Here is a 14,214-nt window from a genome sequence, read left to right on the forward strand (position 1 = left end):
CTCAATTCTCTACATGTAGCGTTAGTAAGTGGTGGTGTAACGCTAGAAACTCGACGACGCACGATGGCAGTGCTAACGTCGGAATGTTTTCGATTTGCTTTTTCGATTAGTGGGGGAAAACCCATGACGACCGAAAAGTTAAAGACCGAGCAAAACGTGGCCAGCGTGCCGAATATGACTGCTCAGCAGATTGAGCTGTATGAGCGGATTCAGGCATTTACGTTAGATCAGCCTGATGCCCAGCTACCGTTCAGCAAGCGGCTAGCCCGCGACAATGGCTGGCCGCTTGCCTATGCTCAGCAGGTGATCGAAGAGTATAAAAAGTTTGCGTTTCTGGCGGTGGCCGCCGATCATCCGGTCACACCTTCCGATCAGGTAGACCAAGCGTGGCATTTGCACTTGAGCTACACACAATCGTACTGGGAAGAGTTTTGCCCCCAGGTTTTGCAAACTCCGCTGCATCATGGCCCCACGCTGGGCGGACAGGCCGAGAATGAAAAGTTTGACGACTGGTATCGTCAGACTCTCACTAGTTACGCAGCGTTCTTTAACCAAGCTCCTCCGTCCGACATTTGGCCCACACCCGAAGTTCGATTCGGACGCGATCTGCATTTCGTTCGCGTTAATACTCAGCAGAACTGGTTGATCTCTAGAAGAAGAACTCAGCAAAGACTAATAACAGGCTCGATTCTCCTTCTAGTTTTTGTGCCAGTCTGCTTTTTCGTAATGGCATTTGCAGTATTGTGGACTCGATATTCAGCTCATGCGCCACATCGCTTTTCCCCCTGGGTGCCTACTATCATCATCTATCTGGCCTTTTTTGGGGGAGTACAAATCTTTAGACAAATTCTAAAGTTTATTAAAAGCCCCTCACGTCCTAAAGTTCGAGGTGGCTGGACAAGTCTTGGCTATGGTGACAGTGGCTGTGGCGTCAGTTGTGGAAGTGATTGGGGTTGGAGCGATTTGGGTGGATATGATTCAAGTGGCGACTGTGGTGATGGTGGAGGTGGCGACTGTGGTGATGGAGGTGGAGGCTGTGGTGGTGGAGGCTGTGGTGGTGGAGGCTGTGGTGGTTGCGGTGGCTGTGGTGGAGGTGATTAAGCCTTGAATGGCCAGTTAAATGCTCCATAGCTTAATTCGATAGGTTGGAATAAGCTTGCGAAACCCAATGTTTTCGTAGCTTGTTGGGTTTCGTCATCACTCAACTCAATCTACACAATCTCAATTACCAAGGATTGCAGATTAAATAGCCTGTCAATCATTCCATCCGTAGGGACACGGCAATGCCGTGTCCCTAACCCCCAAAATTTCACCTTATTAAATCCGCGTTTCTAAGTGGGATCAACAATGGTAATCGTTCCCACCATGCCAGCTTCAGAGTGACCCGGAATCGAGCAGTGCAGCTCGTAGGTACCGGGTTTCTGCGGCACAAATACCCACTCGGCTTCTGCTCCCGGTCTTAGCTCCAGTTCGTGAATCGCACCTTTGACTTCAACATTGCCCGCGTCAACCTTTTGGCTCCAAATCACATCCGCGAAATCCTTAGCCGTAAAGTAGTGCTTCTGATTGCTGGGGTTGCCCAGCACCAGCTTGTAGCGCTTACCCGCCGTGAACTCTAGCTGATTTGGCTCAAACTTCAGCTCACCCGCCGCATTGCCCAAATGGACATACATCGTTTCTGGCGTTTGTTGAGACGGGGCCGAAACTGCGATCGCACTTTCCCCACTTGCAAACACCCCAATCCCAACCAGCAGCACCAGAACAGCTGACACCATCATCCGCTTCATAGATAAAAGTTGTTGCATCATCATGAATAACCCTATTGATCACATCATCGATTACACCCAAGTTTTATACCAAGGTATAAGAACCCAATTTATTTTTGTGAAACGTTTGCGGAGCAAACGTTTCACAAAAAATAAATTATGGGTTTTCAACAAACTTGATATCACTATTCCTGCATTAACTGCTCTAGGCGATTCAGCAGCGTTTCCAGTTCCTTCACTTTGCTCGATTGCCAGTTTTTCTGGCGTTTAGCCTGTTTGGACACCGCCGTCAGTCGATCGACGAGCTTCTGTTCGCGCGATTTGCGCTGGTTGGGGGTAGGCTGATTAATTTCTCTGACGCGAGCTTTAATTTCTCGCACCGAAAGCTGCTGATGTAGTACGTCTTGTAGTAAATGACCGCGAGCGTCTTCTGATTGAACTTTGGCAATTTCCAGCGCTTTCGTGTAATCTAGCTTGCCTGCCAGGTGAGCTTGTCGCACTTCCTGCGGCAGGTTGAGCAGCCGCAAATGCTTGGTGCGAAAGGTTTCTAGGTCAACGTTAAAGTGATTGAGCAGCGAGATAATGGACTGCAATTCGGGGCTGGGGGAATCGTTTCCCCCAACTTTTTCACGATGGCGAGGATGGCCTTCTGACTGGATAAGTGCGATCGCATCTGGTCGAGCAATACCAAACTTCAGCTCGATCAGGTCAAGAATGCCCTCGGTTTCCTCTAGCTTGCTGAGATCTTCCCGCAGCAGGTTTTCCACCAGGGCAAATTCCAGCGCCTGCTCATCGTTGTAGTCGTCAACAATGCAGGCGACCTGCGCCAATCCCGCTTCCTGAGCGGCCCGATAGCGACGCTCTCCGGCCACCACCTCATATTTGCCATTGCCCAGCGGGCGGACGTTAATCGCGCCTTTGAAGCCTTGCTGCTGAAACGAATTTGCGAGGGCCGTAATCTTAGCGGGATCAAAATAGCGGCGCGGCTGGCTGCTAGCCGCTTGAATGTCATCCAAGGCAATCCAGACCGCTGCGGCGTCCGGTGCGGGTTCATCGGTCACATCGGCACGAGGAGACGACATAATGCCGCTGAGGACGCTGGCTCCCGCTAATCCGAATTGTTTAGGCAGTTTCTTCGAGGTCATGATAATTTTGCGATCGCGTTCGTAATCGTCTCCAAAATTTGGTTGGCGTCATTACGGGGAGAAAAAAGCGCCAGTGGCTGGTGCATCGCTGCTGCATTCGCGAAATCTGTGCGGCGCGGAATCGGTGGAAACACAACGGTTTGCTTAAAATACTCGTGAGATTTGAGCTGCTCAAACACCGTTTCAATGGTGTCGAGGGCAATGCGTCCCTGAGACGTGCGTTCATCATACATGGTGGGAATCGCGCCCGCGATCCGCAGGCTGGGATTCGCCTCACGCACCACTTCATAAGTGGTTTGAATCAGGTTGATCGTCGCCTCCACCGACTTGTATTCCGTTTGAATCGGGATCAGCAGATAGTTCGACGCCACTAAGCACATCACCGACAGCAAACCCAGACTGGGCGGGCAGTCCAGCAGAACGTAATCGTAATCAGATTCCACCTCTTTCAGTCGATCCCGCAGCCGATACTCCCGCCGCAGTTGGTGAAAGAGCTGCATTTCCGCCTGACTGAGATAGATATTAGCCGGAACGATATCACAGTCGTGAACTCCCGCCTGAATCGGTAATGGATCTTTATTTAATAAGCTGTTTTGCACAGTCTGCTGCAGTTCAAATGGGTTCAGTCCCATGAACGTCGTCAGAGAAGCCTGGGGATCCATGTCTACCAGCAGCACCCGCTGTTTACGCTTAGCCAGGTGATAGGCCAGGTTCATGGTCAGCGTGGTCTTTCCCACTCCCCCAGACTGATTGAATAACGCAAGGATTTGAGCGGTCATTAGGTCTCCTTTGGATTCCTGCTTGATGGCGATTGGGCTGAGCTTTCGATTGATCCGCGAGTCAAAACCAGATATCGTATCCGTTCTCGCTAGCTTTGATCAAACAGGTCAATTAAATCAATCATGAACGTTAGGTCAGGGCAAACAACCGTTACCCATAGGACTCAATTGCTGTAATGCTTGGCGCTTCAATTACGGCGATAGCGGCAATTTTCGATTGTATTGTATTGAATATTGGGTCGCTCTGAACAACAAATTTAGCGACTTGACCAAACTTGTTTGGGAATGGTTGAGAAAAATTGTAGTACGGGATTGGGTGTTAGGTAAGTGCTGAGTGCTAAGTGTAGAGATGCGATCGCAGTTTGCGATCGCATCTCTACAGCTCGATACAGCTCAATCCAGCTCAATCGGGCAGCGGTAGCTGTGGCCGATTGGTGAAGTCCGGGAGCTGTACGGGGTGCTTCTCTAGTTCTTGGAGAATGAGCTGAATGGCCGTGTTGAGCTGGGGATCGGTGCCTTTTGCCCAGTCATGGGGCGGAATGTCAATGTGAATATCGGGATCGGTGCCGTAGTTTTCCACCCCCCAACCCACGTCTTTGAACCAGAACGAGTACTCTGGCTGAGTGACTAAGCTGAAATCCACCAGTCGATGGCGGGGCCAAATGCCAATGACGCCGCCCCAGGTGCGAGTACCAATCAGCGTGCCGATCTTCATCAGCTTAAAGCAGTGGCTGAAGATGTCGCCGTCTGAACCTGCATGTTCATTCGTTACCGCCACAATCGGGCCGATCATGGAAGCGGCTGGATAGGGTTCCGGCTGCTCCCACCGCGAGACATCGTAACCGATTCGCTCTCGCGCCAGCTTTTCTAGAATGAGCTGCGACACATGCCCGCCGCGATTAAAGCGCACATCCACCACCAGCCCCTGCTTATGCACTTCCGCAAAGTAGTAGCGGTGAAATTCTGCATAGCCAGCCATTCCCATATCAGGAATATGGACATAGCCGACTCGGCCATCGGTGGCCTCTGTGACAAACTGGTGATTGCGTTCTACCCACTCTCGATAGCGGAGCGGCAGCTCATGCTTCAGCGTTTTGACCGTCACCGTGCGGCGATTTTGGCCGTCATGGTTGGCAACCGTTAGCTGCACCGGACAATCGGCCTGATGAATCAGCCGCTCATGGGGCGAAACATGCTGGCTGAGCGGCTGACCGTTAATGGCCAGCAGCAAATCTCCCGGCTGTAGGTTAAGGCCAATCGCTTGCAGTGGCGAGGCGTCCTCCGTCCAGGTATCTCCTTGGGCAATGTGGCTAATGCGATAGGCTTCCGCCGCAAAGTCGTAGGCAAAGTCTGCGCCCAAGAAGCCAAGCCGATAGTCCGGCTCTTTGCGATAGTCGCCACCCATCTCATAGGCGTGGGAGGTGCCCAGTTCGCCCTGCATTTCCCAGATTAAGTCTGAAAACTCAGCCCGAGTCGCGACTCGATCCAGCAAGGGGCGATAGCGCTGGTAAACCCGCTCCCAGTCCACACCTGAAAAGTCCGGCGTCCAGAAGTGATCGTGCTGGAGTCGCCAGATTTCCCGGAACATCTGCTGCCATTCCTGCTGCGGCTGCACAGAAATGCGGACGCGCTTCAGATCGAGCCAGCCCGTTTTGCGACTGGGCTTGTGGCTGTGCGCTTCATGGCCTTCGTGGTGCTCGTCATGCCGAGGATCGACAGCTTTGGCAATCCGTACCCGCAGCCGATCGCTAGAGCGGTAGATCAGCGTCTTATGATCGCGTGCTACCTTGAAGTCCGTAATCTTCTTGGCAACGGGCTTACAGGTTTGATCAGCAAAGTTATACAGCTCAATTTTGGCATCGGCGGCCAGCTTGTTGCTGCCCCAACTCCAGCCCAAGTCGCCTTTAATCGGCACAGAGCTGAACAGCACCTTGCCCTTGAGTCCCTGAATTTGCAAGTAGCGGCCTTCCGACACAGGAAACCCGACGACCCGCTGTTCGATCCCGTCAAAATCAATCCGGATTGGTTTTGAGTCGTCCGAGTCAGACGTGCGATCGCGCTCTGCCTCTGTGACAGTATCTGCCTCCGACCCAGCCTGATCTGCTACCTTATCTTTTTCTTTCTTGCCTTCTTCTTTCTTATCTTCTCCATTCTTGTCGGTCAGCGGTTTGGGTTCTGGCACAAAGGGAGACTGAGTTTCCTTCTGTAGCGAAATCAAGAATGGGCGAGTGGCTTCCGGGAAGTTCAAGTCAAAGGGAGTAGGTCACCTTCTACAGAGAAAAACATCTCTGAGGTGAGAGCCTGCCGTTGAGGTAAGCACAACGATGCGCTAAAACCTGCGGCACCCGCTCAGCGTTCCAGGCAGCGCCAGGGATCTTCGTGCGTTGGTTAATTTGCTTCACCCAGGACTCAACATCCCCCGAGCCAATCGGCCACCCTTCTTCTTGGTAGTAACGATAATTGGGGATGCGGTCACGATGCCGCTCTAGATAGCCACAGAAGCGACGTGCTGCTTCCGACTCGCTCACCTCAAACACATTCATAGCAGCGTCTACTTGTCCCTGCCAAAGAAAGCTGCGAGCGGTTTCGAGTGCTTCTGGAGTGGCTTGGACTTGATGCAAATTTTCCATCAGGTGAAACCAATCGAGGATTTCGTGACGTTGGTGGTCGTTGCCAATCTGGGCATAGATGCCCCAAACCCCATCATGACCATCGCCCAGGCAGTCCACTATCGGGGCTAAGGGGAGGTCATTTGCCCACTCAATCAGGTGTTCGTTGTCTTTGAACCAGGCCATGCCCTGATGCTGCTCACCCAAATTCAAGGCTTTATATTCGCGCCACTCAGCCGCTTCCCCCAGCGGCGTGCGCAAGCGAATCATGCCGCCATCCAGGCTCATTTGCTCAACCGGGACCTCACTCGTGGGCAGCTCGAAGTCATGGCGCGCCTCCAACCGCTGCTGCGTTTTCGCACTCACCCGTCGTCCCGTTTGCACCTCTACTTCAATCGCCGCTTGGGCATAAGAAACAATTGCGCTTTGGCGCAGACAGCACAGCTCTAAATAAGGGCTGACCTGTTGTCGGGGACGGACACCGAGTTGTTTGGCCTGTTCACTACTGAGGGATAACCGGCCCAGAATGCTCTCTAGTTGGCGGGGATATCCTTCGTCGGTGCCGGTAACGGTTTGGCAAAAAACTCCCCAATGACTGGCGTGACGTGTTCTTGCACTTGAGCGCGCACCGTTGATTCGATGGCTCCCAAATTTGCCATCGGCTGGTTTTGCTCACAGGCTTCCTGGTACAGTAGTTCCGCGATGCGTTGACTGCACTGTAAGAGTTCTTGGTGTTCCGCTGGCGTCATTAGAGCACCCTCAAAATATCGCTACAGTCTTACTCTAATTTTTCTCTCAAGAAAGTGACCTGCTCCCGGGTTCTACCTCTAGAAAATTTTGAATCCCGTAGCCATGATAGGTTTCCTGAAAACGTACCTGCTTAAAAATGGGGCTAACCCACACGGCTGTGATTCCTAATCGCTTGAGGTAGCCAATCTTTTGAGTTAAACCTTTCAGATTTCCACCAACGTATCGAGTACCAGCTTCCCGCCAGTGACGGGCATCTTCCTCAGTTTTAAGCGCATTCCCTCGGTCAGCCAGAGCCGCTAGTGGCGTCGTTCCTGTTCTGACTACATTACCTTGATTATCTTTGTAGCCGTTCTCATTGCCATCTGAGAATCGATCCAGCATTAAAAAGTAAAAGACCTGATCTTCCCATGCGACTGGCGAGGGAAAGTAGCGAGATGAGTCAGATAAATCAGAAATCTTAATTTTTGATAGTTGAGTTGAGGGCATCATGCGCCTCCTGATTAACAGTTGTTAACTAAGGTACAAGGTATAAACTGCAAGGGAAGGACAAGACTAGAATCTCAAACTGTCCCCACTCAACGATCTTGGCAAAAATATCAGCTAGACGAAATACGATGATCTGCGTATATCAATATGACGCGATCGCAATAAATCATCAGTACAAGCTGTATTTTTTATTACCAAACCAGTCAAATAAGCTCAAATTTTGTCTCTTAAATAATTATTTTGATTATAAATAACTAATCAATTTGTATGCCACGATAAAGATAAGGATAAAGTTGGTTTGGTATGCTTTTAATTGGTATCAGCAACTCTTGTGCTTTTTACATAGGGTTTATACTCGAACTAGGTGGTGATTGATATGACTGACAACACCATTAGGGTCGCTATTCCAATTTTGTGTTCCGCGTGCTTATGGGTGGCTACAGCGCCTCAATCAGTTGCTTATAATACTGCGATTAACATTGACAACCTACAGCCTTATTCCGATTTGTTAGAACAGAAGCCAAATTTTCTCTCGTTGGATAAACAAGAGGGTCAGTGCCCAATAAATACAAATGGATCTCAGGCTGTAGCGCAACTGTATCCTACAGAAAACCGTACAATTCTTTGCCAACGCTGGTTAGACAACTACACATTGTTTCGGCGAGTTTTAATCTCTGTAGATGGATCAACAATTTGTTTTGATGAGATTGTTGATACCCGCACTAACACCATACTGAGTCAAACACCTGCTCCTTGTAATAGTGACTGCGACAGCAATTAACCAGATTCAGCATCAGTGCTTTGTTAAGTGTGTTTTGAGGGGTAGAAGAATTTTGAAAATATCGCGTCGCGATATTTTCAAAATTCTTCTACCCCTCATCTCTACTTTGACAGATTACTAGTATTAAACTGGCAAGGAAGATCCTGTGCTTCATCAGGATGACTGGCTAAATAAGGCTGTAGCCAATCACAACCTTGATGAATTAAACTGTCTAAACTTGTGCCATTTAGTTGCCACTGCTCTACAAAGCCATTTTGGGATGTTGCGATCAGGGATTTGCCATCGATACTAAACTGCAAATCTAGAACTATTCCAGGTGCCTTGAATTGACCTTGTTCGTCGCCCTTCAAATTCCAGAGCTGTACAGTATCACTATTGAAAGTTGCGGTTGCTAAAGTCTGACCATCAGGACTATAGCTAATTGTGCGAATGGCATCCGCTACTTTGAAACGGGTTTGCTCCTGACCTTGTAAATTCCAGAACTGTACAAAACCGCTATCAGATGCAGTTGTCAAGATTTGATCTTTAGGACTAAAGTTAACTGCTAGTGTAGTACCCGATGGATTGAACTGGGCTAGCTCGTTCCCCTGCAAATCCCAAAGTTGCAATATGACTGAGCCATTATCTGAGAGAGTTATTAATAACTGGCCATCAGGACTAAAGTCAGCTGCTAGTACATTACCGGAGGGATTAACTTGGGCTCGCTTAATACCCTGCAAATCCCAGACCTGCACTAATCTAGTATCATTTAACGTTGTCAATAACTGTTGGCCATCAGGGCTGAAGCTGACTGATCTTATGCTGTTAGGCATCTGAAACTGATCAATCAGACTGCCTTGCAAATTCCAGCGCTGCACCAAGTGATTATCCGAGGCTGTGACAAGCGTTTGTCCATCAGGGCTAAAGTGAAAATCTTGTACCCGACCATTTGGATTGAACTCAGCTGATAGTTTTTGATCTGCTATGTTCCAAAGCTGAATCGTGCCATCTAGCCAGGATAAAGCAGCGACTTGCTCGCTATTAGGACTAAGGCGTAGTTCGCCAAGGCGATCCAATGCTTTGAATGAGTTTATTGACATCGCTGTCACAGGAGATTGCAAACGCCAAAAACTAAGATGTTTGCGACTCAAGAGAGTTGCTATTTGCTGTCCGGTTGGATCAAAGACTAGATCATTTACAGGTTCTGACATTTGGATTTGATTCTGTAATTTGTCGTCTTGCCAATCCCAAAACTTAACCTGACCGTTTTGAAAACCAATGGCTAGAAGACTACCATCTGGATTAAAGCTCAGGCTCTGTATTTGATTCAGAATTAAATCGTAAGGTTTAAATGCTTTTAAATACTCTCTGTCTTGTAAATCCCAAAGCTCAACCGTGCCATCATCTGTGGAAAATGCAAAGACATTTCCATCATTGTTTAACACTAGATTCGAGGGGCGGCTTTCGGTCTCGAATTGGGCCTGTTCGATACCAGTCTTGCCATTCCAGAGCTGAATGATAGATGTTGCAGCAGCAAGAGGATTGGTCTTGTTGGAAACAGTAGAAGTCGTTACTAAGGTTTGTCCATCAGAACCAACTTTCAGGCTGGATAAAGAACCTGAAGGCTGAATGGCGGCATAGGGAGTACCCGCTTGCCAATCCCATAATTGCACCGTCACATCTTCAGCAGATACAGAATGAGTTGAGGCTACAGCTAGTGTTTGGCCATCCCCACTGAAGTCAGCCATCAATACTCGATTAGGTGATTCTAATGTTTTGATGTGAGCCAGTTCAGTGCCATGTTGCCAATCCCAACGACGTATCGTTCCATCTAAAAATACAGCTGCCAACATCTTGCTATCAGAACTGAAACGTAATGCTAAGGTTTTCTCAGATGTCTGGCGCAATGTGTGCAGCAGTTCACCTGTTTGTTGATCCCAAATCTGAAGAGAGCCATCTGCTAGTACAACAGCAACTACTTGCCAATCTGGACTTAACACAGTCTGAAGCGTTTGATCAGTAGGAGCTGAATAATAACGCTGTAATTGAATTTGGGTTAGGATACTCTGCAAATTTTCTTTTGCTAAATTAACAGCATCTGTCCTTTTAGATGGGCTGAGCAAAATATACTTTAAAAAATTATTTTCACTGCGCTCCTTGATTCCTTGCCCAGCTATTATTGCATCTTGTAATGCGAGCAGTTGTTGACCTGAATGAAACTTCTGAATAGACTCATTTGACACTGCAATCAGCCAATTAATTCTTTGTTGATAATGGTAAGCAGAAAGGCTGAGTAGGAAGAGACCGCAAGCAAAGGAGCCTGCCACTAGAACAATAGACTTCTGAATTCTACTTTTTCTTTTCTTTTCTTCGAGGTAGTTTCTTCGCCAACCGAGAATGGCCTGAGCTAAGAAGTCGTGGAAAATCTCATATCGCTGAACATTAGGTTGCTCCTGAGAAGGCCCAACTGGACGAATGATGCGTTTATTTTGAGCGAGCTTCATTAGTAAAGCAATGACGGATTCTGGATTACGGCCCACTAAATTGGCTAAATCCGTTGCAGAGTAAGCATATTTAGTTCCTGATGGAGTCACTAAATATTGAAAGCTCCGGGCAGCAATATCTTTTTCCGGTTGAGATAATGCATCCATCGTTGTGGTGACATGCTCACGCACAATTCGGCGGACAGCTCTCTTAATCTGGGTATTTTGATCGTGAGTATTTTGATCACGGGCATTTTGATCTGCCCAATGTATGGATGTTTTTAGCCGACGAATAGCAGCCCTAATTTTGGTAACTTGATCTGGAGTTTCTGATTCGGCCAGATTGATTAATGTCTCTAGGCTAAGATCATGCGATCGCACTTGCACCATCTCGTCCCAAAGGCGCATCATGACCAACTGTAGATAAGGAGCCAAAATCTGGTTCTTACGAAGATTTTTGAGTTCTTCGACCCCGGCCCGTCCGTTGCTGTTGTACTCTTCGATCTGTGGAATCCCTTGTAAAATGGCATCTACTAGATCGGCTGATATGTCGATCTTCTGTGCAGGTGGCTGGTGCTGGTTATAGCGCTCAATGGGCTTAGTAATGGCATCATAGGCGGACTGTTTATCCAAATGCTCAATGTGCAAGCAGACATCCAATATGTTAGGAAGACGCCCCCTCAGCCGATCAAGTTTGGCATAGGAATCTTCACGCAGAGAAATCAAAAAGTTAACCTGTAGATCAGGCAAATTAACGACATGTGCGATCGCAGTAACTAAATCGCTCTCCTGTGAATTCTGTGGATGATACAAAAAATATTCTTCAAACTGATCCAGAATAATGAATAGGCGACCATCTCGCTGTTCACCCCCTAAACGTTCTGTCCAAACTCGCAGCATCTCCACAAATGACAAGCCTGGTTCCGGTGGCTCAACTGGCCAATAGTTCTGGCGAATATCTTCGTCAATTTGCTGCGCTAAACTCTGTAGCGGATCTTGCTGCCAAAAACGCTCCCCATGTAGCGGCGGAAAAACGACAACGGCTAGCTTAGGCACACCAAAATCGTCGAGATTGTCCTGTGCCTCTTCTTGTAACGCATGGGTGACGCCAGCTCGCAGCACTGAGCTTTTGCCAACGCCACTTTCGCCATACAGCACAGTTAACCGCCAAGCTAACAGATTATTGACAATGCGCTGCGTTTCCCTGGCTCGACCAAAGAACAGCTCTGCATCGGTTGCAGCATAGGGATTTAAGCCTTTATACGGGCTTTTAGGAAATGATGAAGTGGCTGATAGTGCTGCTTGTGATGACTGTGTTGTTTGTGCCGACTGTGTTGTTTGCGATCGCACAGTTGATGCTGCAGAAACTTTAGGTTGAGCTACTGCATCAGCACCAGCACTATCATCAGTCAAACCATTATTATTAGTTTGATTGCTAGTCTGATTATTGGCCTGATTATCGTTGGCAGATGCTTGGGGGATACTGTGATTAGATGTCATCGCGTTTACTCCTTACCAAGTCATCTGGTGAATTCTGCAATTCTTGGCGCTAAATCTTCAATATCCTGTCGCAACGAAGCCACAAATTCTTCTGGTGAACAAGTAGTCGCAATCAATTCTGTATTTCTCTGTTCTTGCCAAATTTTTTGCTCAATTTCTCCCGGTTGGCAGTGATGGATCAATCGCGAGCCACCCGGCAGCGGTTTATCTTGCCAAAGTCGATGAACAATCAGTTGCAAGTCAGAATCATTGGGGCTGTATCCTAAGAATAAAGCGCTGGACTCGTACAGAATTCTAAATAAACTGGGCGGCAAATTTTGAATTGGACTGCTAGCCAAATAGATTAGATGATCATCGGCTACAACAAAATTATTTTCCCATGTTCCATAGAGCTTCAAAATAATTGGTCGAGGTTCCCGCGAACGCCCCCACGGTTTACGAAGCGGCAGTTGATCATCGTAATTTTTAGGATCATCAATGATTTCATCTACTTCGGATTGATAAGACCGATGCTTATATTTGCCCCGATTATCTCCATCGGCAATATAATAAATAACGTCATAAGGTTGGTAAATCTTATCAAATGCCTGTTCTAACAAGTTGTCATAATTTGTTGTTACAATTAGCTGATAGGGCAAACCTGGATAACGATTAGGATAGCCTTTATGCTTCATCAAAAATGGTAGTTCAGCAAAGAAGCGATGAACTGAATTTGGAGAGCCCTGTGTTGTTTCAAATATGTCATAAAACTGAGCATAGAATGTATTTAAACTATTCGTTAATTTGTAGTACTGTGAAAGGTAGCGTAGGTTCATTTTGGCAACTGCTAGCTGCTGTTCAATAAATAATGGACAGTGCTGAGCTCTTTCTATACCAAGCAGCATGGGGCATTCTTTAGGTCGCTCATCGGGTAAGTAGTAGCAAGCTTGACACGGCATACCAATCAGCCGCTGAATAATATTTGGCTTTGCTGATGGCTGCCAGCTCGGATCATGTACAAGATTATCTTCAATTGACTGACCTAATTGTGCGGCTAGCTGAACATATAAATTTGGATTAATTCCTGGCCCCAAAAAAGGCACAATATTGCCAAATTTTAATTGATTAATGATAGGTTTATATTGACTAGGTGCTGGAGGTGACCGATGAGGGGCATTACGTGGCTCTAGCGGTCGATCCTGTAAAAAATGGTACGCAAAGCTAGCAGCAACGGTGGCTGCATACAGATGCCAGTTATCGCTTTTTTCTGTGTCAGCAAAATCACAAACTGCTTTAATGACCAGACTGCGAATATGATCAAAACTTTGCCAAGCCGCCGCACTAAATCCATAGCCTTCCATTTCAATCGCGGCAATCTTGCGGTGCCCACTGGTAATTTCATCTCGAATTGTCGGATCTGCAATTACCTTTTCACCAGATGCGATCGCACTATAGTGAATTTTGGGCTCTGCTGATGTGCCATCGGGTCTGGGCAAGGTTGGCGGGGGACGCCAAGCCGAAATGGCCTGCACACGACTCCACAACGTTGGATCAGCCCGATACATAATTGGCTCAGGCTGTTTTCCCTCTGGAGTGAGCTTGCCGCGCTCGTAATAACAGATATCTCGACCAATTATCAGATCACCCAACTGCTGTTTAGCGTGATCAACACCCGCCGCGATTCCAACCAGCAAAATGGCCCCTGGATTCCAGTGGTGAATCGTATCGGATATCAGCAGCGCAGAATCGACTCCGCCCATATCAGGCGACTGAACAACGACAACTTCATAGAATTCACCATCTTTCAGTGCTACAGACTTGCGCCAGTAGACCCGTGAACCTTCAAACACCCGATCGTCATCGGTTATCTGAAAGATCTGGCAAACTGCTCGTCGTTCAATTTCGATAGCCGTTGCGATCGCAAAATCAATTAGGGGATCCATAATTCCGTCTCCCT

General features: G+C 47.9%; 10 protein-coding genes. 1 reads left to right on the forward strand and 9 read right to left on the reverse strand.

Annotation, left to right across the window (positions count from 1 at the left end):
* The first annotated feature begins 123 nt into the window (after positions 1 to 123).
* A complete protein-coding gene (locus tag AC286M_RS05850; RefSeq protein WP_488203478.1) occupies positions 124 to 1,101 on the forward strand; it encodes a glycine-rich domain-containing protein in 978 nt (325 codons plus the stop codon).
* A 230-nt stretch (positions 1,102 to 1,331) separates the two neighbouring features.
* Here the strand turns inward: AC286M_RS05850 and AC286M_RS05855 are convergent, their stop codons facing one another.
* The 9 genes from AC286M_RS05855 to AC286M_RS05895 all read right to left on the reverse strand — a co-directional run bounded on the left by AC286M_RS05855 (position 1,332) and on the right by AC286M_RS05895 (position 14,200).
* The gene (locus AC286M_RS05855) at positions 1,332 to 1,811 is read right to left on the reverse strand and encodes a cupredoxin domain-containing protein (protein WP_488203479.1); all 480 of its coding nucleotides are present in this window, start codon (positions 1,809 to 1,811) and stop codon (positions 1,332 to 1,334) included.
* Positions 1,812 to 1,951: 140 nt separating this feature from the next.
* The gene (locus AC286M_RS05860; protein WP_488203480.1) at positions 1,952 to 2,911 is read right to left on the reverse strand and encodes a ParB/RepB/Spo0J family partition protein; all 960 of its coding nucleotides are present in this window, start codon (positions 2,909 to 2,911) and stop codon (positions 1,952 to 1,954) included.
* Positions 2,908 to 3,690, reverse strand: a complete 783-nt coding sequence (locus tag AC286M_RS05865) for a ParA family protein (protein WP_488203481.1) — start codon at positions 3,688 to 3,690, stop codon at positions 2,908 to 2,910. The genes AC286M_RS05860 and AC286M_RS05865 overlap by 4 nt, the downstream gene beginning before the upstream one ends.
* Before the next feature lie 257 nt (positions 3,691 to 3,947).
* Positions 3,948 to 4,097, reverse strand: coding sequence for a hypothetical protein (locus AC286M_RS05870; RefSeq protein WP_488203482.1), 150 nt, complete (start codon positions 4,095 to 4,097; stop codon positions 3,948 to 3,950).
* The gene (locus tag AC286M_RS05875; protein ID WP_488203483.1) at positions 4,094 to 5,938 is read right to left on the reverse strand and encodes a S41 family peptidase; all 1,845 of its coding nucleotides are present in this window, start codon (positions 5,936 to 5,938) and stop codon (positions 4,094 to 4,096) included. Before AC286M_RS05875 ends, AC286M_RS05870 begins: the two co-directional genes overlap by 4 nt.
* A 22-nt stretch (positions 5,939 to 5,960) precedes the next feature.
* Positions 5,961 to 7,048, reverse strand: a protein-coding gene (locus tag AC286M_RS05880) for an ISKra4 family transposase (protein WP_488202786.1) whose coding sequence is annotated in 2 segments (ribosomal slippage) — positions 5,961 to 6,877 and positions 6,877 to 7,048 — 1,089 coding nt in all. Because the reading frame shifts where the segments join, the coding sequence is not laid out codon by codon here.
* Between the two features lie 46 nt (positions 7,049 to 7,094).
* Positions 7,095 to 7,538, reverse strand: a complete 444-nt coding sequence (locus tag AC286M_RS05885) for an alpha-amylase family glycosyl hydrolase (protein WP_488203484.1) — start codon at positions 7,536 to 7,538, stop codon at positions 7,095 to 7,097.
* 879 nt (positions 7,539 to 8,417) lie between these two features.
* Entirely contained in the window at positions 8,418 to 12,278 is a 3,861-nt protein-coding gene (locus AC286M_RS05890) for an nSTAND1 domain-containing NTPase (protein WP_488203485.1), read from the reverse strand.
* 20 nt (positions 12,279 to 12,298) lie between these two features.
* Positions 12,299 to 14,200, reverse strand: coding sequence for an SIR2 family protein (locus tag AC286M_RS05895; protein WP_488203486.1), 1,902 nt, complete (start codon positions 14,198 to 14,200; stop codon positions 12,299 to 12,301).
* Between the last annotated feature and the right edge of the window lie 14 nt (positions 14,201 to 14,214).

The sequence above is a fragment of the Thainema salinarum CENA647 genome (genome assembly GCF_057732415.1).

What these genes read in the sequence shown, in the direction of transcription:
- AC286M_RS05850 (WP_488203478.1), top strand. Translation starts at nt 124, where the DNA reads ATGACGACCGAAAAGTTAAAGACCGAGCAAAACGTGGCCAGCGTGCCG.
- AC286M_RS05855 (WP_488203479.1), bottom strand. Translation starts at nt 1,811, where the DNA reads ATGATGATGCAACAACTTTTATCTATGAAGCGGATGATGGTGTCAGCT.
- AC286M_RS05860 (WP_488203480.1), bottom strand. Translation starts at nt 2,911, where the DNA reads ATGACCTCGAAGAAACTGCCTAAACAATTCGGATTAGCGGGAGCCAGC.
- AC286M_RS05865 (WP_488203481.1), bottom strand. Translation starts at nt 3,690, where the DNA reads ATGACCGCTCAAATCCTTGCGTTATTCAATCAGTCTGGGGGAGTGGGA.
- AC286M_RS05885 (WP_488203484.1), bottom strand. Translation starts at nt 7,538, where the DNA reads ATGATGCCCTCAACTCAACTATCAAAAATTAAGATTTCTGATTTATCT.
- AC286M_RS05890 (WP_488203485.1), bottom strand. Translation starts at nt 12,278, where the DNA reads ATGACATCTAATCACAGTATCCCCCAAGCATCTGCCAACGATAATCAG.
- AC286M_RS05895 (WP_488203486.1), bottom strand. Translation starts at nt 14,200, where the DNA reads ATGGATCCCCTAATTGATTTTGCGATCGCAACGGCTATCGAAATTGAA.